The organism is Dactylosporangium sp. CS-047395, assembly GCF_050942185.1.
GTDB lineage: Bacteria > Actinomycetota > Actinomycetes > Mycobacteriales > Micromonosporaceae > Dactylosporangium.
The window spans coordinates 10,806,554-10,824,928 of the sequence record NZ_CP192015.1 but is presented as its reverse complement, the minus strand read 5'-3'; the positions used below and the strand labels follow the sequence as shown (position 1 = coordinate 10,824,928).

Annotated in this window: 22 protein-coding genes, 1 tRNA gene and 1 other RNA gene; 12 read left to right on the top strand and 12 right to left on the bottom strand. The window is 71.1% G+C overall.

The annotated features are described in order from the left end of the window. The first annotated feature begins 27 nt into the window (after positions 1 to 27). Genes ACQP00_RS50550 through ACQP00_RS50535 form a run of 4 tightly spaced genes read left to right on the top strand, consistent with a single transcriptional unit; the run spans position 28 to position 2,920 of the window. Positions 28 to 684, top strand: a complete 657-nt coding sequence (locus ACQP00_RS50550) for a response regulator transcription factor (RefSeq protein WP_433211463.1) — start codon at positions 28 to 30, stop codon at positions 682 to 684. Beyond that, positions 681 to 1,808, top strand: coding sequence for a sensor histidine kinase (locus ACQP00_RS50545; protein ID WP_433211460.1), 1,128 nt, complete (start codon positions 681 to 683; stop codon positions 1,806 to 1,808). Before ACQP00_RS50550 ends, ACQP00_RS50545 begins: the two co-directional genes overlap by 4 nt. A 36-nt stretch (positions 1,809 to 1,844) precedes the next feature. Then, the gene (locus ACQP00_RS50540) at positions 1,845 to 2,474 is read left to right on the top strand and encodes a TetR/AcrR family transcriptional regulator (protein WP_433211457.1); all 630 of its coding nucleotides are present in this window, start codon (positions 1,845 to 1,847) and stop codon (positions 2,472 to 2,474) included. Further along, positions 2,474 to 2,920, top strand: a complete 447-nt coding sequence (locus tag ACQP00_RS50535) for an acyl-CoA thioesterase (protein WP_433211454.1) — start codon at positions 2,474 to 2,476, stop codon at positions 2,918 to 2,920. Before ACQP00_RS50540 ends, ACQP00_RS50535 begins: the two co-directional genes overlap by 1 nt. Here ACQP00_RS50535 and ACQP00_RS50530 read toward each other — a convergent pair. The 4 genes from ACQP00_RS50530 to ACQP00_RS50515 form a co-directional block, all read right to left on the bottom strand. Continuing rightward, on the bottom strand, positions 2,879 to 3,325 hold the full coding sequence (locus ACQP00_RS50530) for a nucleoside deaminase (protein ID WP_433211451.1): 447 nt from the start codon (positions 3,323 to 3,325) through the stop codon (positions 2,879 to 2,881). The genes ACQP00_RS50535 and ACQP00_RS50530 overlap by 42 nt on opposite strands. Beyond that, positions 3,325 to 3,852: a tRNA adenosine deaminase-associated protein gene (locus ACQP00_RS50525; protein WP_433211448.1), complete on the bottom strand. Its 528-nt coding sequence runs from the start codon at positions 3,850 to 3,852 to the stop codon at positions 3,325 to 3,327. Before ACQP00_RS50525 ends, ACQP00_RS50530 begins: the two co-directional genes overlap by 1 nt. 169 nt (positions 3,853 to 4,021) lie before the next feature. Beyond that, positions 4,022 to 4,189 (bottom strand): hypothetical protein, encoded by a 168-nt coding sequence (locus ACQP00_RS50520; RefSeq protein WP_433211445.1) that lies wholly within the window; start codon positions 4,187 to 4,189, stop codon positions 4,022 to 4,024. Positions 4,190 to 4,260: 71 nt separating this feature from the next. Then, complete coding sequence (locus ACQP00_RS50515; protein ID WP_433211442.1) at positions 4,261 to 4,770, bottom strand: hypothetical protein; 510 nt, start codon at positions 4,768 to 4,770, stop codon at positions 4,261 to 4,263. A 181-nt stretch (positions 4,771 to 4,951) separates the two neighbouring features. Here ACQP00_RS50515 and ACQP00_RS50510 point away from each other — a divergent pair, with 181 nt between their 5' ends. After that, entirely contained in the window at positions 4,952 to 5,956 is a 1,005-nt protein-coding gene (locus ACQP00_RS50510) for a prephenate dehydrogenase (RefSeq protein ID WP_433211439.1), read from the top strand. Between the two features lie 7 nt (positions 5,957 to 5,963). Here the strand turns inward: ACQP00_RS50510 and mtnA are convergent, their stop codons facing one another. Then, entirely contained in the window at positions 5,964 to 6,938 is a 975-nt protein-coding gene (gene mtnA / locus ACQP00_RS50505) for an S-methyl-5-thioribose-1-phosphate isomerase (protein ID WP_433211436.1), read from the bottom strand. 111 nt (positions 6,939 to 7,049) lie between these two features. Here mtnA and ACQP00_RS50500 point away from each other — a divergent pair, with 111 nt between their 5' ends. Then, on the top strand, positions 7,050 to 7,487 hold the full coding sequence (locus ACQP00_RS50500; protein ID WP_433211433.1) for a hypothetical protein: 438 nt from the start codon (positions 7,050 to 7,052) through the stop codon (positions 7,485 to 7,487). On the opposite strand, the gene ACQP00_RS50495 is transcribed toward ACQP00_RS50500, so the two are convergent. The 4 genes from ACQP00_RS50495 to ffs form a co-directional block, all read right to left on the bottom strand. Next, complete coding sequence (locus ACQP00_RS50495; RefSeq protein WP_433211430.1) at positions 7,475 to 8,569, bottom strand: hypothetical protein; 1,095 nt, start codon at positions 8,567 to 8,569, stop codon at positions 7,475 to 7,477. The two genes, ACQP00_RS50500 and ACQP00_RS50495, sit on opposite strands and share 13 nt — an antisense overlap. Continuing rightward, a complete protein-coding gene (locus ACQP00_RS50490) occupies positions 8,566 to 9,084 on the bottom strand; it encodes a SigE family RNA polymerase sigma factor (protein ID WP_433211427.1) in 519 nt (172 codons plus the stop codon). The genes ACQP00_RS50495 and ACQP00_RS50490 overlap by 4 nt, the downstream gene beginning before the upstream one ends. 104 nt (positions 9,085 to 9,188) lie before the next feature. Then, positions 9,189 to 12,665, bottom strand: a complete 3,477-nt coding sequence (locus ACQP00_RS50485; RefSeq protein WP_433211424.1) for a DNA polymerase III subunit gamma and tau — start codon at positions 12,663 to 12,665, stop codon at positions 9,189 to 9,191. A gap of 226 nt (positions 12,666 to 12,891) precedes the next feature. Then, an RNA gene (gene ffs / locus ACQP00_RS50480) (signal recognition particle sRNA small type) lies at positions 12,892 to 12,985 on the bottom strand. A gap of 54 nt (positions 12,986 to 13,039) precedes the next feature. Between ffs and ACQP00_RS50475 the strand changes: the two genes are divergently transcribed. The 6 genes from ACQP00_RS50475 to recR all read left to right on the top strand — a co-directional run bounded on the left by ACQP00_RS50475 (position 13,040) and on the right by recR (position 15,557). After that, positions 13,040 to 13,124 (top strand) — tRNA-Ser (locus ACQP00_RS50475). Between the two features lie 261 nt (positions 13,125 to 13,385). Next, a complete protein-coding gene (locus ACQP00_RS50470) occupies positions 13,386 to 13,658 on the top strand; it encodes a hypothetical protein (protein ID WP_433211421.1) in 273 nt (90 codons plus the stop codon). 271 nt (positions 13,659 to 13,929) lie between these two features. Continuing rightward, on the top strand, positions 13,930 to 14,202 hold the full coding sequence (locus ACQP00_RS50465) for a DUF6232 family protein (protein WP_433211418.1): 273 nt from the start codon (positions 13,930 to 13,932) through the stop codon (positions 14,200 to 14,202). A 69-nt stretch (positions 14,203 to 14,271) separates the two neighbouring features. After that, positions 14,272 to 14,568: a helix-turn-helix domain-containing protein gene (locus ACQP00_RS50460; RefSeq protein ID WP_433211415.1), complete on the top strand. Its 297-nt coding sequence runs from the start codon at positions 14,272 to 14,274 to the stop codon at positions 14,566 to 14,568. 74 nt (positions 14,569 to 14,642) lie between these two features. Then, entirely contained in the window at positions 14,643 to 14,963 is a 321-nt protein-coding gene (locus ACQP00_RS50455) for a YbaB/EbfC family nucleoid-associated protein (protein WP_433067076.1), read from the top strand. Then, positions 14,964 to 15,557 carry a recombination mediator RecR gene (gene recR, locus ACQP00_RS50450; RefSeq protein WP_433211412.1) on the top strand — a complete coding sequence of 198 codons (594 nt, stop codon included), beginning with the start codon at positions 14,964 to 14,966 and terminating at the stop codon, positions 15,555 to 15,557. On the opposite strand, the gene ACQP00_RS50445 is transcribed toward recR, so the two are convergent. The 3 genes from ACQP00_RS50445 to leuA form a co-directional block, all read right to left on the bottom strand. Then, on the bottom strand, positions 15,554 to 15,760 hold the full coding sequence (locus tag ACQP00_RS50445; RefSeq protein ID WP_433211409.1) for a hypothetical protein: 207 nt from the start codon (positions 15,758 to 15,760) through the stop codon (positions 15,554 to 15,556). The two genes, recR and ACQP00_RS50445, sit on opposite strands and share 4 nt — an antisense overlap. 101 nt (positions 15,761 to 15,861) lie before the next feature. Further along, positions 15,862 to 16,554 (bottom strand): HNH endonuclease family protein, encoded by a 693-nt coding sequence (locus ACQP00_RS50440; RefSeq protein ID WP_433211406.1) that lies wholly within the window; start codon positions 16,552 to 16,554, stop codon positions 15,862 to 15,864. Positions 16,555 to 16,617: 63 nt separating this feature from the next. Continuing rightward, the gene (gene leuA, locus ACQP00_RS50435; RefSeq protein WP_433211403.1) at positions 16,618 to 18,324 is read right to left on the bottom strand and encodes a 2-isopropylmalate synthase; all 1,707 of its coding nucleotides are present in this window, start codon (positions 18,322 to 18,324) and stop codon (positions 16,618 to 16,620) included. Positions 18,325 to 18,375 lie beyond the last annotated feature (51 nt).

The following is an 18,375-nucleotide window of genomic DNA, read 5'->3' as shown; positions in this document are numbered from 1 at the left end:
TACGCTCCGGCGCGGCACCATGAGGGCATGCGCGTACTGGTGGTGGAGGACGAGCACCTGCTGGCCGACGCCGTCGCCGAGGGGCTGCGCCGCGAGTCGTTCGCGGTCGACGTCGCCTACGACGGGCACGGGGCGCTGGAGCGGCTCGGCGTGAACGAGTACGACGTGCTGATCCTCGACCGTGACCTGCCCGCGGTCGGCGGCGACGAGGTCTGCCGGCACGTCAGCGCGACGCTGCCCGACACGCGGATCCTGATGCTGACCGCGGCCTCGGCGGTGGCCGAGCGGGTCGCCGGGCTGTCCCTCGGGGCCGACGACTACCTGGGCAAGCCGTTCGCGTTCACCGAGCTGGTGGCCCGGGTGCGGGCCCTGGGCCGGCGCGCCCGCGCGGCCGCGCCGCCGGTGCTGGAGCGCGGTGACCTGCGGCTGGACCCGAGCCGGCGGGAGGTGCTGCGGGGCGGGCGGTTCGTGGTGCTGACCCGCAAGGAGTTCGCCGTGCTGGAGGAGCTGCTGCGGGCCGGCGGCGCGGTGGTCACCGCCGAGCAGCTGCTGGAGCGGGCCTGGGACGAGCACATCGACCCGTTCACCAATGTGCTGCGGGTGACCGTGATGACGCTGCGCCGCAAGCTGGGTGATCCGCCCGTGATCGAGACCGTCGCCGGAGTGGGGTACCAGATCCCGTGAAACACCTGCGCATCCGCGTCCGCCTGACGGCGTTGTTCGGCGCCCTGTTCCTGGCCGGCGGCGCGCTGCTGCTGGGCCTGACGTACGTGCTGGTGGAGCAGAACATCCACCAGCGCAACGCCGGCTCGGCGACGATCGGCGACCTGCCGGACGAGGCCAAGAACCTGCTCGGGCTCGACCAGCGGCGCTTCTTCGACCTGGTCCAGCAGCTGCAGGAGCGCCAGGACCGCATCGAGCAGGACACCCTGAACGCGCTGCTCACCCAGGGCGCGATCGCGCTCGGCCTGCTGACCGTGATCGGGATCGGCGTCGGCTGGCTGATGGCCGAGCGGGCGCTGCGGCCGGTCGGGCAGATCACCGAGACGGCCCGGCGGGTGGCCGGCGGCAACCTGCACGAGCGGATCGCGCTGCAGGGGCCGCGGGACGAGATCAAGGAGCTCGCGGACACCTTCGACTCGATGCTGGAGCGGCTCGACCAGGCCTTCGACGGGCAGCGCCGGTTCGCCGCCAACGCCTCGCACGAGTTGCGTACCCCGCTGACGATCAACCGCACGCTGATCGAGGTGGCCCTGAGCCGCCCCGACCCGCCCCCGGAGGTGGTGCAGCTGGGCGAGACGCTGCTGGCCGTCAACGCCCGGCACGAGCGGCTCATCGACGGGCTGCTCACGCTCGTCGCGTCCGAGCAGGAGCTGACCGTGCGCGACCGGGTCGACCTGGCCGAGGTGGCCCGGCACGTGGTCGCGGACAAGGACGTCGAGGCCGCGCTGGACCCGGCCCCGGTGATCGGGGACCCGGTGCTGCTGGAGCGCGTCGTGCAGAACCTGGTCGACAACGCGCTGGCCTACAACGTGCCCGACGGCCGGGTCTGGGTCCGCACCGTGCGCAGCGGGAACTCGGCGCGGCTCGTGGTCGAGAACACCGGCCCGGTCATCCCCGGCTACGAGGTCCCGGGCCTGTTCGAGCCGTTCCGCCGGCTGCGCTCCCGCACCGGCTCGGCCCGCGGCACCGGGCTGGGGCTGTCGATCGTGCGCTCGGTCGCGGTCGCGCACGGCGGCAGCGCCGAGGCCGAGCCGCGCGACGGGGGCGGACTCCGAGTCACGGTGAACTTGCCCACAGAAAACTAACCGATCGGTCGCTCTTTTTGTTGGTACCGTCAAAGCATGATTGACGGCCGCCTGGCCCGCGGCGAACGGGCCCGCACCGCCGCCCTGGACGCCGCGGTGGTCCTGGCCACCGAGTCCGGCCTGGACGGGCTCTCGTTCAACCAGCTCGCCGAGCGCCTCGGGGTGAGCAAGTCGGGCCTGTTCGCGCACTGGTCGACCAAGGAGGAGCTGCAGCTCGCCGCGGCCGACCACGCCGAGGCGCGCTTCACCGATGTGGTGGTTCGCCCGGCCCTGCGCGCGCCGCGGGGCGTCCGGCGGCTGTTCGCGCTGCACGAGCACCGGCTGGCCGACATCGCGTCGGGCGCTCTTCCCGGTGGCTGTTTCTTCGGTACCGCCCAGTTCGCCTTCGCCGCCCGCACGGGCCCGGTGCACGAGCGGCTGGCGGTGGCCCTGGAGCACTGGCACGTGCTGCTCGAACGGCTCATCGCGGAGGCGGTCGAGCTCGGTGAGCTCCGTCCGGACACCGATGCGGGGCAGCTCTCCTTCGAGCTCAACGCGCTCGGCACCGCCGCCGTGTACGAGAGCCGGCTGCTCGCCGCCCCGCTCGTCTACGCCCACGCGCGCACGGCGGCGCTGGAGCGATTGCGGGGGCTCAGTCCAGTACCAAATCTGCTTCCGGAGGTTTGATGTCGGGCCATGTCGCACCTTTCACGGTGCACTTCGACGATCTCGATCCCATGGGGATCGTGCACAACGCGCGCTATGCGGTCTTCCTGGAACGCGCGCTGTCGCAGTGGTGGGCCGCGCGGGGCGTCTCGTTCGCCGGTGGCCGTCCCTCCTCGCCGGACGCGGTGCACGCGGTCGCCGAGTACGCGATCTCCTACCGGGCACCGGTCCGCGGCACGGGCGACATCGGCGTGCAGTTCTGGATCGAGACACTGGGGGAGAGCAGCGCGGTGTACCGCTTCCGCATCCTCTCGGCCGACGGCGGTACCGTCCACGCGGAGGGGCGCCGGGTCAACGTCAAGCTCGACCCGGACACGCTGCGGCCCGCGCCGTGGTCGCAGGAGGCGCGGGACCTGTGCCGGCCGCTACTGGCGGTGGGCGCGGAAGAACTCGCGCAGCAGCGCTGAGGACTCGGCCTCCAGCACGCCGCCGATCACCTCCGGGCGATGGGTGAGCCGCCGGTCGCGCAGCACGTCCCACAGCGAGCCGGCGGCGCCCGTCTTGGGCTCCCACGCGCCGAACACCACCCGCCCGACCCGGGCCAGCACGATCGCGCCCGCGCACATGGTGCAGGGCTCGACCGTCACGACCAGCGTGCAGTCCTCCAGGCGCCAGCCGTTCGCCCCGGCCGCCCGGCGCAGCGCCAGCATCTCGGCGTGCGCGGTCGGGTCGCCGGTCAGCTCGCGCTCGTTGTGCGCGACCCCCAGCTCGGCGCCGTCGGGCCCGAGGAGGACGGCGCCGATCGGCACGTCCGGGCCGGCTTCCGCCGCGACCGCGAGCGCGCGCCGCATGGCCGGCTCCCAGCGGGGCATCAGGCCTCGCGCAGTTCCTCGATCTCGTCGCCGGCCCCGATGGCCTGGCAGATCTCGGCGGTGAGGTCGGCCGGCAGCATGCCCTCCTGGGCGCACAGCTCCAGCAGCCGCCCGCCCGGCATGCCGAGGTCGGCCAGCAGCTCCGGGTCGCCGACCGGCTCGACGTCGGGCTCGGCCGAGGGACGGTCGTCCCCGTCGTCCTCGTCCTCGTCGGAGTCCTCGTCCTCGTCGTCGGCGATGTCGGGCACCTGCTCCTCGATGTCGCCCAGCAGGATCGCGCCCAGCCGCGACTCGTCGGCGAACACCTGGTCGGAGCCGAAGACCCGCAGGTCCTCGCCGTCGTCGAGGCGCAGGATGGCCAGGTACGCGTCGTCGGACTCGACGAACAACAGCGAGACGGCCGCCTCCGGATCGGCGTCCCGCAGGCGATCGGTGATCTCTTCGATGTCGGCGACGCCGCTGAGGTCCAGCTCGGCTGCGGCCCAGCCCTCAGCGCCGCGCGTGACAGCGGCAGCGAAGTGCGACACGGTCCCCCCGGTCGGTGCTCGTCGGTACGCGGTGAACACTATTCGAGCCGATTGCGCTCTGCGCGCAAAGGGGCCCGGAGTTCGCCTCGGCGAGTCTTGCGCGGGCTGGTCCCCAGCCCAGACGGTCTTCTCCGACGGTCTTCTCCGACGGTCTTCTCAGACGGTCTTCTCAGACGGTCTTGCGTCGTCGGTTGGCGATGAGTTCGCGGAGGCGGTCGGCGCGCAGCCGGCGGGGGTGGAGCCGCTCGCGCAGCGCCTTGGCGTCCGCGAGTTCGACCAGCAGCGCGAGCCGCCGGCGTCGCCGCTCGGGGTCGAGCCGCTGCAGCCTCAAAGCCATGTTGCTGAGCGTGATCCTCGGCGGAATCCGCGTCAAGGGGCTGTTTTCACCAGTCGCTTCTTACTGGCTCTTCACCAGAGGAGCCAGTCGCCGCCGGCCAGGCGGTAGGCGACCAGGATGCCCGCGATGGCGACGCCGAGTCCGCTGGCCGCCGCCACTCCGACGGCCACCCCGCGGTCGCCGAACCGGGCCAGGATCGCGGCCGCGCCCCAGGCGAGGAAGCCGGCGATGAGGGTGATCCAGACGTACCCGCGGGCCGACCCGGTCATGAGCAGCCCGAACAGCAGCATCCAGGCCGCCCCGGCAGCGCCGCCGAGCGCGATCATCTGGCCGTTGACGGCCATCGGCTCCCGGAAGGTCGGGCGGGGCTGGCTCACCTTGAACACGGGCGGCCGCAGCGCGCCATGCCACGCCCCGTACGCGGCGGCGGGTGTCGGCGGCCGCGCGGTCGGCGGCTGCGCGCTCAGCCGCGGCGGCGGGCCGACCACCGGCGGCCCCATGGCACCAGGCCAGGAACCGGGTGGGGCGGTGGCCGCGGACGGACCGCCGGGCTCCTTCCACTGCGACTCGCTCACTGCCACCTTTGCAGCTTAGCCCGGCCGCTTCGCTTACCCGGCTCCTGCGCTTCGCCGCCACCACAAATCCCGTGCGGCACCGGCAAACCGACGTAACCGTACAAATAGGAAGGAAACCGGCCTCGTGAGTCGTTCGGCGGCCGTCCCGAGCCGAACGGGTGATCGGGTGGTGTGGGAAAGTTCCGCAGTGCGGGTTGCGACGTTGAACGTGGCGGTGATCGGCCTCGGGCTGATCGGCGGGTCGGTCCTACGGGCCCTCGCGGTGCACGGGCACCGGGTGAGCGGCTACGACGCCGACCCGGCGACCAGGGCCACCGCGCGCACGGCCGCGGCCCAGGCGCCCAAGGACGCGCGCTGGCACGTGACCGGTTCCATCGCCGACGCCGTGCGCGATGCCGACCTGGCGATCGTGGCGGTGCCGCTCCCGGCCGTGGGTACGGTCTTCGATGAGCTCGCCTCCCTCGGGTACGTCGGCGTCGTCACCGACGTCACCTCGGTCAAGGGCCCGGTGCGCGACCTCGCCGCCGATCGCCTGCGCACCGGCGGGCAGGCGCTGGCCACGTTCATCGGCGGCCACCCGATGGCTGGGCGCGAGACGTCCGGTTTCACGGCCGCCGACCCCCGGCTGTTCAACGGCTGCGCCTGGGTGTTGTGCCTGGGCGAGGACGGCGCGCACCTGCGCGACTGGGTCGACCTCGCGGCCCTCGTCACCGGCCTCGGAGCCCGGGTCGTACCGGCCACCGCGGACGAGCACGACGCCGCCACCGCCGCCATCTCCCACGTACCGCACCTCGTGGCGGCCGCGGTCGCCGCGCTGATCTCCAGCGATCCGCTGGCCGGGACGCTGGGCGCCGGCTCGTTCCGGGACGGCACCCGGGTGGCCGCCTCCCGCCCCGAACTCACCGCGGCGATGTGCGGCGGCAACGCCCCCGCGGTCGGGCGCGCCCTGGACGCCGTGCTGGCCGACCTCGCCGCCGCGCGGGCCGCGCTGGACGGTTCCGACCCGATCGGCGCGCTCACCCCGTGGCTGACCCCCGGCCACACGGCCCGGGTCAACTGGCCGCCGGAGCCGGGCGAGTCGGCCGACCTCCCCGCCCGCGCCGACGTCCTGCTGCGCCTGGGCCGCGTCGGCGGCTGGATCGAGTCGGTCTCAGACGACCGCAAAACCGTGAGAGCTGTCCGCCCGGCCTGATCTCTTTTTAAAGAGAAGGGCCGTCCGCCCGGCCTGAAAAGGTTCGCTTGTCGGTGACCACCGCGGTCACCAGCTCAGCCGGCGTCACATCGAACGCAGGATTGATCGCCTCGGTGCCCGCGGGCGCCGTCGTGCCCGCGACCTCCTCCGACCCCCGGTCCTCGATCTCCACGTCCGCCCCCGAGGCGGTGCCGAGGTCCACCGTGGACTCCGGCGCCACGCAGATGAACGGGATGCCGGCGGCGCGGGCCCCGAGCGCATGCGCGTACGAGCCGATCTTGTTGACCACATCGCCGTTCGCGCAGATCCGGTCGGCGCCCAGGATCACCGCGTCGACCTGGCCCCGCGCCATCAGGAACGGCCCGGCCGAGTCGACCGCGAGCCGGTGCGGGATGCCCCGATTGCGCAGTTCCCAGGTGGTGAGCCGGGCGCCCTGCAGCAGCGGCCGGGTCTCGCTGGCCACCACCCCGCCGAGCGCGCCCCGCCGATGCAGCTCGAACACCACGGCAAGCGCGGTGCCGTCCACGACCGTGGCCAGCCCGCCGGTGTTGCAGTGGGTCAGCAGCGTCGGGTTCGGCCCACAGAGCCGCTCGACCAGGTCCGCCCCGAGCCGCGCCATGCCCTTCGAGCTCGCGATCTCCTCGTCCCGCACACGCAACGCCTCGGCCAGCACCGCATCGAACGACGGCAACAACGCCGCGACCCGATGCACCCCGCGCGCCAGATTCACCGCCGTCGGACGAGCCAAAGCCAGCGTTTGTACCGCCTGTGCCCGCTCCTCCGCCCGCTCGAACTGCTTGGCCGCGAGCGCGACCCCGAGCGCTCCAGCAACGCCGATGGCGGGCGCCCCACGGACCCGCAGCCGCTGAATCGCCTCAACGAGCGCGTCAACGGTTTCCAGGCGCAGGTACACCTCCTCGGCCGGCAACCGCGTCTGATCCACGAGCACCACGGCCCCATCAATCCAGTCAATGGTGTACATCAATGCCACTAGCCTTCCGTCGCCCGTTCGCATTCGGCCGTTCGGATCTATGGCACATCGGTTTCCCTAAAGCGCCGACACCGGACGTCGATCCGCGTACATTCGGTTTTCATGAGCTCCGCACTGGTGCTCGCGGCGGTCCCGATCGTGCTGGCCGCGGGTCTGCTCGCGTTGATGAAGGTACCGACGAATCTCCAGCTGACCGTCACCGACAGCGCACTCGTCATCGAGCCACAGGGCCTCGACCGCCTGTGGACCAGGCGCGATCGCATCGAGGTGCCCCTGTCCGCGGTCTCCTCCATTCGCATCGCCCCCCGCACCGAGGCCCCGCCCCTGCCGGGCCGCGGCAACGCCCTGCACCTTTCGGGAATCATCACCGCCGGCCCACACGGCAACACCTTCTGGGACGTCCGCCGAGGCGACCAGCTCCTCATCATCCAATGCCTGCCGGGCGCCGAATTCGACGCGCTGGTCCTGCAGTTCGCGAACCCGTTCGCGACGCTGACCCGCACGCGAACGGTCCTCGCTCCCTTCCGTCAGGCCGCGTAACTCAGCAGGATGTAGCTCTCCACCGTTTTCGGTTCGGCGACCTCGCCAATCCTGTGGAACGTCGCGTCCAGCACCACGATCTTCCCGACCTGGCGCACGAGCACCGTCCCGTCCGCCGTGAACAGCACCCGCCGCACGTCCCCGGACACCGGCAGCGCCACGACCTTGCTCGTGGTGGTGTCGAGCACGGCGAAGCTGTCGTCCTCGCGGGACGGGTCGGTGCCCTTCCAGCCGAGCGTGATGTACCGGCCGTCCTTCGAGACGCCGTTGGCCTCCCAGCCGTCGTGGTGCTCGGCCTGGACGGGGTCGGGCGTGTAGTGGTACGCCCGCGTCTGCTGCCCATTGCCGACCGTCCGCTCGTCGTTGACCTGCCGCGCCCCCCAGCTGCCGTCGGGCGACGCGGCCTGGAACTCGCGCTGGTCGAGCGTGGTCGCGGTGCCCGTCCTCACGTCCACGACCTGCTGCGGCTCGCCCTTGCGCACGACCAGCTTGTCGGCCCCGCTCCATCGGATCGCGTTGGTGCCGAGGCAGAGGATTGCGGTGCCGAGGGTCTTTTTGCCGGTACCGTCGATCGCCGACGTCATCAGCGTGCCCAACCCCGACGTGTCCCCGGCCGCCCCCTGCACCCACGCGATCCGCTTCCCGTCCGGCGACACCTTGACCGTGTTGCGCACACAGCCGGCCGCGTCCTCGGCGATCCTGGCCACGACGGTGTCCTGCGCACCTTTGACGGCGTGGATGGTTACGTTGTTCTGCGCCTCGCTGAGGTACCACCGCGTGCCCGTCAACACCGCCGGCGCGTTCGCCGCCGGGCTGCTGCCGTTCCCCGCAGGCGGCGCGACGGCTTCCTTGGACGGCTCGACAGTGGCCGCCGGCACGGGCGGCAGGGCTTCTTGGTTGGGCCGGATGGCGAAGGCAACCCCCGCGGCCGCCGCGAGCACCACGACCACGGCGGCGGAACTCGCCACGGCCCGCTGAACCCCCAGCCGCCGCGAGGTACGCAGCACCCGATCACGCAGATCGACGTTGTCCACCTCGTCGGCCAGGTCCCTCAGGTCGAGGCGCAGACGGCTGTCATTCATCGGGCAACCCCTTCCAGGGCGTACAGCTCGGCAAGTTCAGGGGCCACGACACGCAGCTTCGCCAGGGCCTTGGAGGTCTGGCTCTTGACCGTCCCGACGGCCACGCCGAGCAACTCGGCGGCCTCGGTCTCGGTGCAGTCCTCGAAGTAGCGAAGCACCAGAACGGCCCGCTGCTTGGCCGACAACCTCAACAGGGCGCCTCGCAACGTCATCCGCACCGTCGTCTGGTCGGCATGATCCGCGGCGCCCCCCGCTGCCCGCCGCGGCTCCGGCAGCTCCCCCGGCATGGCCTCGGGCACCCGCCGCCGCCACCAGGAAACCTGCAGGTGGTACATGACCTTGCGGGTATACGCCTCGGCATTCCCGCGATCGTGCAACCGCCCCCACGCTCGATGCGTCCGGGCCAGCGCCGATTGCACGAGATCCTCGGCCAGATGCTGATCGCCGGTCAGCAGATAAGCCGACCGCAACAGCGCAGCACTGCGAGATCGTACGAACGAGTCGAACTCATCCATCAGGATCCTCGGGTCAGGGGTGGCAATGCGAACAGATGCCACCCAAGACGCAACCTCACCCGCGAACCGTTGCCGCCCCGCCCAAAGTATTTACCGGCGTTGCGTCAGCCGGTGATCTCGCTGATCTTCTCCGCGCCCAGCGTCTCCATCAGCAGCCGCAGCGCCGCTTCCTCGCTCGTCTCCCGCACCTCGGAGGCGTCGTCGAGCAGCTCGTCCCCTGGATCGAGCCCAGGGAACCGCGGGTCGGAAACGGCCCCGTCGTACTCGGGATCGAACGGCGGCTCATCGGCCCCGGTCCCTTCCCAGGCCGACTCGCTCCCACCCCGGCCGCCCGCCGAACCGGCATTCCCACCTGCCGCGGGCCGCCGAGTCCCGTTGGCCGCCGCCCGCGCCGCCTCGCGCGCCTTCTCGATCGCGCTGGACCCACCTTGCCGAGCCCGCGCGGGCGCCGCCGGAGCGCCACCGCCACTCGCACCGTGCCCCGCGACCGGTCGTGCCGGAGCGCCACCGCCACTCGCACCATGGCCCGCGGCCGGTCGTGCCGGAGCGCCACCGCCACTCGCGCCGTGCCCCGCGACCGGTCGTGCCGGAGCGCCACCGCCACTCGCACCGTGCCCCGCGACCGGTCGTGCCGGAGCGCCACCGCCACTCGCACCATGGCCCGCGGCCGGTCGTGCGGGTGCTCCACCGCCCGCCGCGTGCCCGCCCGGGGCGCCGCCACTGGCGCCATAGTCTGCAGCCGGTCGTGCGGGTGCTCCACCGGCCGCACCTTGGCCCGCGCCCGGTCGTGCGGGATCGCCGCCATCTGTCGCGCCGGGCCCGGCGTTTCCGGCAGATACGGACGAACTGGACGCAACGGCGGCCGTCGCACGTGCCGCAGCAGCCGCCGGACTGGACGGCGCTGCGTGAGATGGTGCCGACGTTGGTGCGGGAGAGGAAGGTCCACTCGTCTCGAAGCGTCCCGCGCCAACGGACGAAGTTGCGGCTCCTGATGCAAACGGCGGCGAGGCTGCGTTTCCCGGCGATGGCGCCGCCGCGTGCACGTCAGAGGACAGTTGGGTGACGAGGGGAGCGGCGACGGCGCCCGGTGCGGAGTCGCCGGGCGCTGCGGGAGCTGGCCAGTCACCACCGGGGGCGGCAGGCGTCGGCCAGTCGTCCTCGCCAGCCGCAGAAGCCGCCGCACCGCCGGGGATCGCCGCGACCGGCCAATCCTCGTCCTCGTCCGCTGCCTGAACCGGAGCCGACGAGCCCGACCGAGCGGATGACGCGCTCGGCGGCCCGCCATGCTGCGACCCGCCGTGTCCTGCTGTGTTCAGCGATCCGCCGTGCTGTGACCCGCCGTGCTGTGACCCGCCGTGCTGTGACCCGCCGTGCTGTGACCCGCCGTGCTGTGACCCGCCGTGCTGTGACCCGCCGTGCTGTGACCCGCCGTGCTGTGACCCGCCGTGTTGGGCCAGATCCGGCGTCGTGCCGTGCCCTGCCGCGTTAGGTGATCCGCCGTGCTGGGTTCCGTCCGGTGAACCGCCGTGGTGGGTTGCGGTTGGGGCTGCGCCTTGGTGGGACGCGCTGGGGGCGCCGACCTGGCGGGGGGCGTTCTGCGGGCGGGGCTGCTGAGGCGCGCCGTACGACTGGCCGGATGCCGGGGCGGGCGCTCCCGACGGGCCCGAGGGCTGCGGGCTCGGTTTCGGTGGGGTCGGGCGACTGCCGCCGCCTCCGCCACCCCAGCTGCCGCCCGGTTGGCCGCCGACCTCGCAGCGGACCTGCCAGCGGCCGCCGAGGAGTTCCTGGAGGGCCTTGAGCAGGACGTCGGGGGAGGCGTTGAGCATGTCGGCGTGCGTGGAGTACTTGAAGCCGAGCACCAGCGTGGTGCCCTCCACGTCCTGGACCGTCGCCTCGCGGATGATGGCGCCGGCCTTTTTGCTCTTGTCGTTCACCAGGGCCAGCAGGTCCGGCCAGACCCGGCGGATCGCGTCCGCATCCATGCCGCCGCCACCCGCGGGCGGCTGAGCCACTGGAGCAGGCGGCTGAGCCACAGGAGCAGGCGGCTGAGCCGCAGGAGCGGGAGGCTGAGCCACTGGAGCAGGAGGCTGAGCCGCGGGAGCCGATTCAGGCGCGGAACCAGGCGGCGCGGAAACCGGAGCCGCCGATCCCACAGCGGGCGCCGGCGGAGCAGGCGTCGGTGGTGCAGACACGGGCGGCGCGGCCTCGGCCCAGCTGGCCGCCGGCGGCGTCGGGGCCGGAGCCGAACCAGCCGGCCGGATGTAATCCAGCCCCCGGTTCCCGTTGTCAGCCCCCGAAGAACCCGACGAAGGCGCCACAAACGAAGCTCCCGAAGGAGCCGTAGACGGAGCCCCCGAAGGAGCCACGGACGGAGCTGCCGACGGGGCCGCGTAAGAACCCGGAGCAGAGGGCACGCCCCCGGCCTGGAGGCGGCGCTCCATTCGCTCCAGGCGCTGCAGCAGCGCCGAGCTGGAGTCGTCCGCGCCGGGTAGGAGCATGCGGGCGGTGATCAGCTCCAGCAGGAGCCGCGGGGCCGTGGTGCCGCGCATTTCGGTCAGGCCGTTGTGGACGATGTCCGCGTACCGCGAAAGCGCCGCCTGCCCCAGCTGGGAGGCCTGGGCGCCCATGCGGTCGAGCTGGTCGTGCGGGGCGTCGAGCAGGCCCTTGTCGACGGCGTCCGGCACCTGCTGCAGGACGATGAGGTCGCGCAGGCGCTCGAGGAGGTCGGAGGCGAAGCGGCGCGGGTCGTGGCCGGCCTCGACGACCCGGTCGATGACGCCGTAGGCGCCGCGCCCGTCGTCGGCCGCCAGGGCCTCGCACATCTCGTCGAGGAGGGCCGCATCGGTGACGCCGAGCAGGGCCACCGCCCGGCCGTAGGTGACGCCCTCGTCGCCGGCGCCCGCGATGAGCTGGTCGAGGACCGAGAGCGTGTCGCGGGCGGAGCCGGCGCCGGCCCGTACCACCAAAGGAAAGACGGCGGGCTCGACCTTCACGCCCTCGGCGGCGGTCAGCTGCTCGAGATAGGGGCGCAGGACGCCGGGCGGGATCAGCCGGAAGGGGTAGTGGTGGGTGCGGGACTTGATCGTCCCGAGGACCTTCTCCGGCTCGGTGGTGGCGAAGACGAACTTGACGTATTCAGGTGGCTCCTCGACGAGCTTGAGCAGCGCGTTGAAGCCGGCCGAGGACACCATGTGGGCCTCGTCGATGACGTAGACCTTGAAGCGGCTCGAGACCGGGGCGAAGAAGGCGCGCTCGCGCAGGTCGCGGGCGTCGTCGACGCCGCCGTGGCTGGCCGCGTCGATCTCGATGACGTCGATCGAGCCGGAGCCGTCGGGGGCCAGGTCGCGGCAGGACTGGCACTCGCCGCACGGCTCGGGGGTCGGGCCGCGCTCGCAGTTGAGGGAGCGGGCCAGGATCCGGGCGCTACTGGTCTTGCCGCAGCCGCGCGGGCCGGAGAAGAGGTACGCGTGGTTGAGCCGCCCCGAGCGCAGCGCCTGCGACAGCGGCTCGGTGACGTGCTCCTGGCCGATGACCTCGGCGAACGTCCGAGGCCGGTACTTGCGGTACAACGCGAGCGCCACCTGCGGTCCTCCGTTCGACTAGTCCGATGTCTCGAGCCGGGACCACCGTACTCCCGAGCACCGACACTTTTCGGCGACCGTGGCACGAGCAGGACCACCGACACTTTTCGGCGACCGTGGCCGAGCACGACCACCGACACTTTCGGCGACCGTGGCACGAGCACGACCACCGACACTTTTCGGCGACCGTGCCGCACGCCGCGCGCGCGAGGAAAAGGGGGGATACGAAGACACCGCTCGTGCACCCGACAGAGCTCACTTATCCTTGCTGCCTTCCGGCCCTGGGGAGGTTCATGAGGTGTCGCCGCACGAGCGGCTTGCCGACAACAATACCCGGTGCACGAACCCGCCGAGCGATGGGTATCCTGGCGCACGGAGGATTCGCCTAGAGGCCTAGGGCGCACGCTTGGAAAGCGTGTTGGGATAAAACCCTCACGAGTTCGAATCTCGTATCCTCCGCACGATCTACCAGGCACGACGCCCGGCCACCCCATGTGGGAGCCGGGCGTCGTGCACTGAAGCCTCGAGGGCCGCAGATGGCGCCAGCCGAGTGTGGCGAGCGTCTCACGCCCCCGTTCGGGGGACCGCGGATCCCGGAACGCCATCCACCGGTCGGCCAATCGTCACACCGCCATCTGCGATATGGCAGGTTGACGCCTTCTCCGGCATGACACAGCGTGCGACCATCTCCTTACCGACACGCTGTTGGAGGGGGCCGCGATGTTCTATCGGAGCTCGGACATCCTGATCACCAGCACGCACGTGGTCGTCATGCGCCCGCAGGCCCTGCACCTCCCGCTCGAGGAGATCCAGGCGCCGTACATCGTGAAGCACGGTCGGGGGGCCGGCTTCCGCGTGGGCCACGAGATTCGCGCCCGGCACGGCTCGGCCGACGTGCGGATCTTCTACACCACCGACCGGGCCGTGTTCGGGGCGGTGCGCCGTGCGCTGATCCGGGCCCTGGAGTACCGCACGGACCCGCTGCCGATCTGAGCCTTGCCGTTCCGATCTTGCCACCGGCGGTTCGGCAATCTGCGATATGGCAGATTGTGAGCTAGCGCATAGGCGTACAGCCATGCAACCATCGAAGGAGAGCCACGAGGGGGCGAGTGGCGGAAACGCAACAGCGCCCGGCGGCCACCGGGCGCTGTTCTGTTTGCGGCCGCCACTCTGGCTACGCGGAGGGGCAGCGTCTTCACCTGAAGTTATCCCTACCGCATCGTCGGCCCCTCTCGCAAGACCGAGGGGGAAGAGGGAGATGCGAATGTTCTACCGAAGTCCCGACCTGGTCGTCACGAGCGACCACTGGATGATCCTGCGCCCCGCACCGGTCCAGTACCGCCTGGACTTCCTGGAGGGCGTCTACGTCCTGCAGCACCCCCGCACGGGCCGCCTGCGCCCGGCCCAGGAGATCCGCGCGCAGTACGGCCAGCAGGAGGTGCGGCTCTTCCACAGCACCGACCGCCAGACCTTCGGCCAGGTCCGGCGCGCGCTGATCCGCGCCCTGGAGTGGCGCGCCCGGTACGCGTCCGCCTGACCGGCAACCGGCCGGATCGTTGCCCTATCGGCGAGTAGGCGACGATCCGGCGCTTAGCGAGATCGGGCGATGAAGATGAAGTCTGTCGAGAGTGACAAGCCGGCCGTCGCGCGCCGCAAGGTCCGGCTGGCAATCAAGGACTCCCGCAATGCCAAGGGTGACACGCAGACCCAGGTGGCCGAGGCCATGGAGTGGTCGCTGTCCAAGGTGACGCGCATCGAATCGGGTGACGTCGCCATCTCCGCGAATGATCTGCGGCCGCTGCTGGCCTATCTGGGGGTCGAGGACCGCGCGATCGTGGACGATCTCGTCCAGGCGGCCAAAGCCTCAAAAGCGCGCCGCCCGGGCCGGGAGTCGGCGGGATAGGGCCTAAGCTGGTCCGAAGGTCTTGCCGACGACAGTTGAAGGAGCGCCCTGTGCGGCCCGGTGGACAGCCCAACCTGCAGCAGATGATGAAGCAGGCCCAGAAGATGCAGCAGCAGATGGTCTCCGCGCAGGCGGAGCTGGCCGAGGCCGAGCTCACCGGCACGGCCGGCGGCGGGCTCGTCACGGCCACGGTCAAGGGGACCGGCGAGGTTGTCTCCATCAAGATCGACCCCAAGGCGGTCGACCCCGACGATGTCGAGACGCTCGAGGACCTGGTTGTCGCCGCGGTGCACAACGCCGCCCAGGCGGCCCGTGACCTGACCGAGCAGAAGATGGGTCCGCTCACCGCCGGCCTGGGTGGCCTCGGCGGCGGGCTCGGGCTTCCCGGTTTCTAAATGTACGAAGGCGCCATCCAGGACCTGATCGACGAGCTCGGTCGCCTGCCCGGGGTCGGCCCGAAGAGTGCGCAGCGCATCGCGTTCCACGTGCTCTCGGCCGACCCGGTGGACGTCAAGCGGCTCGCCCAGGCCCTGCAGCGGGTCAAGGAGCTCGTGCGGTTCTGCACGCGCTGCTTCAACGTGGCCGAGGCCGAGCTGTGCCGGATCTGCCGCGACCCGCGCCGCAGCGACGAGGTGTACTGCGTCGTGGAGGAGCCCAAGGACGTCGTGGCGATCGAGCGCACGGGTGAGTTCCGCGGCCGGTACCACGTGCTCGGCGGCGCGATCAATCCGCTCGAGGGCATCGGGCCGGACAACCTGCGCATCCGGGAGCTGATGACCCGGCTCGCCGAGGGCACCTGCAAGGAGCTCATCCTGGCCACCGACCCCAACACCGAGGGGGAGGCGACCGCCACCTACCTCGCGCTGCTGGTCAAGCCGATGGGCCTCAACGTGACCAGGCTGGCGAGCGGCCTGCCGGTCGGCGGCGATTTGGAGTACGCCGACGAAATCACGCTGGGCAGGGCTTTTGAAGGCCGGAGAGCGGTCTAGCCCTCCGGGCGGTTGAGGATCCCGGCGACGACGGACTGGACGGCAGCCAGATCGGCGGGATCCTTCAAGGTGCCCTTGGCGCCCGTCACGCAGTACCACTCCTCGGCGTCCTTGTATTGAACCTTGACGACGAAGGACCCGTCGGCGCCGATCTCGGCCTGCAGGGTGAGGTCGCCGGTCACCACGCCGACCTCGTCGGTCATGACGCCACCCGGGCCGGCGGTGATGTCCGTTGGAGGAACCGAGACGGCCGGAGCCGCTGCAGTCGAGGTCGTCTCCGTCATCCGGTTCCTCCAAAAACGCATCAGCAGGTCGCCAGCATGTCCGCGAGCGACGTCTTCTCGGCCTGGGTCACGGTCAGCTTGTAGTACGCCTTCACTGTTACCCAGTCCTGCGCGTACGTGCACCAGAACGCGTGGTTCGGCGGCTTCCAGGTCGAGGGGTCCTGGTCACCCTTGGACCGGTTGGACTGCAGGCTGACCGCGAACAGTTGCGGCCGGGTCAGGTCGTTGGCGAAGTCCTTGCGCTGCTCGTCGGTCCACTTCCCCGCGCCCGAGCGCCAGGCCGCCGCCAGCGGCACCATGTGATCGATGTCCATGTCCTGCGGGTCGGTCGTGTCCTTGTTGTCGTACGGGCTGTGCCAGGAGCCGCCGGTGATCTTGCAGTCGGCGGTGGCCTTGACGTTCTTGCCGTCGCGCTTCAGTACGACGTCGCGCGTGTCGCAGCCGTTCCCCTGACTGATCCAGTGGGTGAACTTCTCCCGGCTGTAGCCGGACATGGAGCTCGCGGCGGCGACGGTCAACGTGTCGAGTGACCCGGTGCCGCCGCCACCACCTCCGCCACCGGTGCCCGCGCCGGTGCCCGCGGAACCCTCGGCCGCGCCGGGGGTGGAGGAGACTTCGCAGCTCCCGGCGCCGGTGAGCACCGTGGCGAGCGCGAGAGCGATGAGGACGGCTTTGCCGTTCGTGGAGGGGCGCACGTCACTACTGTGCGGCATCGATGCGAACAAGTGTTGGAGGACCCGCCCGTGTCGATCACCACGGGCGGGTCCGATTGCCGACTAACCGCGGTTGACCGCGCTCAATACGGCGCGCAACGAAGCGGTCACAATATTGGCGTCGACGCCGACACCCCAGTACGTCGTCCCGTCGACGGAGCACTCGACGTACGCCGCCGCCTGGGCACCCTCGCCGGAGGTCAGCGCGTGCTCGGCGTAGTCCAGCACCCGCACGTCCACGCCGACGTCGCCCAGGGCGTGCACGAACGCGTCGATCGGGCCGTTGCCGGTCGCCGCCACGGTGCGCGCCTCGCCGCCGACCGTGATGTCCGCGGCGAGCGAGACCTTGCCGTCGGCGGTGTTGGCCTCGTACGAGACCAGCGTGAAGCGGCGGTCGGAGAAGTACTCGGCGGCGAAGAAGTCGTACATCTGCTGCGGGTTGACCTCGCCGCCCTCGTCGTCGGTGTGCCGCTGCACGACGCCGGAGAACTCGATCTGCAGCCGGCGGGGCAGGTCCAGGTGGTGCTCGGACTTCATGACGTACGCGACGCCGCCCTTGCCGGACTGCGAGTTGACCCGGATGACGGCCTCGTAGGAGCGGCCCAGGTCCTTCGGGTCGACCGGCAGGTAGGGCACGCCCCAGGTGAACTGGTCGACGTCGACCCCGGCCTTCGCGGCGTCCCGGTTCAGCGCGTCGAAGCCCTTCTTGATCGCGTCCTGGTGCGAGCCGGAGAAGGCGGTGTACACCAGGTCGCCCGCGTACGGGTGCCGCTCGTGGACGGGCAGCTGGTTGCAGTACTCGACGGTGCGCTTGATCTCGTCGATGTCCGAGAAGTCGATCTGCGGGTCGACGCCCTGCGAGAACAAGTTCAGGCCCAGGGTGACCAGGTCGACGTTGCCGGTCCGCTCGCCGTTGCCGAACAGGCACCCCTCGACGCGGTCGGCCCCGGCCAGCAGGCCCAGCTCGGCGGCGGCGACGGCGGTACCCCGGTCGTTGTGCGGATGCAGCGACAGGATCACCGACTCGCGGTGCGGCAGGTTGCGCGACATCCACTCGATGGAGTCGGCGTAGACGTTGGGCGTGGCCATCTCGACCGTCGCCGGCAGGTTGACGATCAGCGGGTGGTCCGGCGTCGGCTGCAGCACCTCGATGACCGCGCTGCACACCTCCAGCGCGTAGTCCAGCTCCGTACCGGTGTAGGACTCCGGCGAGTACTCGTAGAAGATCTCGGTGTCCGGGGTGATCGCCTCGGCGTACTTCTGGCACAGCCGCGCGCCCGTGGTGGCGATGTCGGTGATCCCGGCCCGGTCCAGCCCGAACACCACGCGCCGCTGCAGCGTGGACGTCGAATTGTAGAAGTGCACGATCGCCCGGCGGGCCCCGACCAGCGACTGGAACGTGCGCTCGATCAGGTTGTCCCGGCACTGGGTCAGCACCTGGATCGTGACGTCCTCGGGGATCAGGTCCTGCTCGATCAGAGTGCGCACGAAGTCGAAGTCGGTCTGCGAGGCGGCCGGGAAGCCGACCTCGATCTCCTTGTAGCCCATGCGTACCAGCAGGTTGAACATCCGCCGCTTGCGCTCGACCGACATCGGGTCGATCAGGGCCTGGTTGCCGTCGCGCAGATCCACCGCGCACCAGCGGGGCGCGACCGTGACCTCTTTGCCGGGCCATTGCCGGTCGGTCAGCGGAATCGGGAACTGTTCAGAGAACGGCCGGTAGCGGTGAATGGGCATACGGCTGGCGGACTGCGTGGCGATTTCAGACATGCTCAAGGCTCCTGGAGTGCGAAAGTCGGTCTGGGATTCGACGTCAGACCG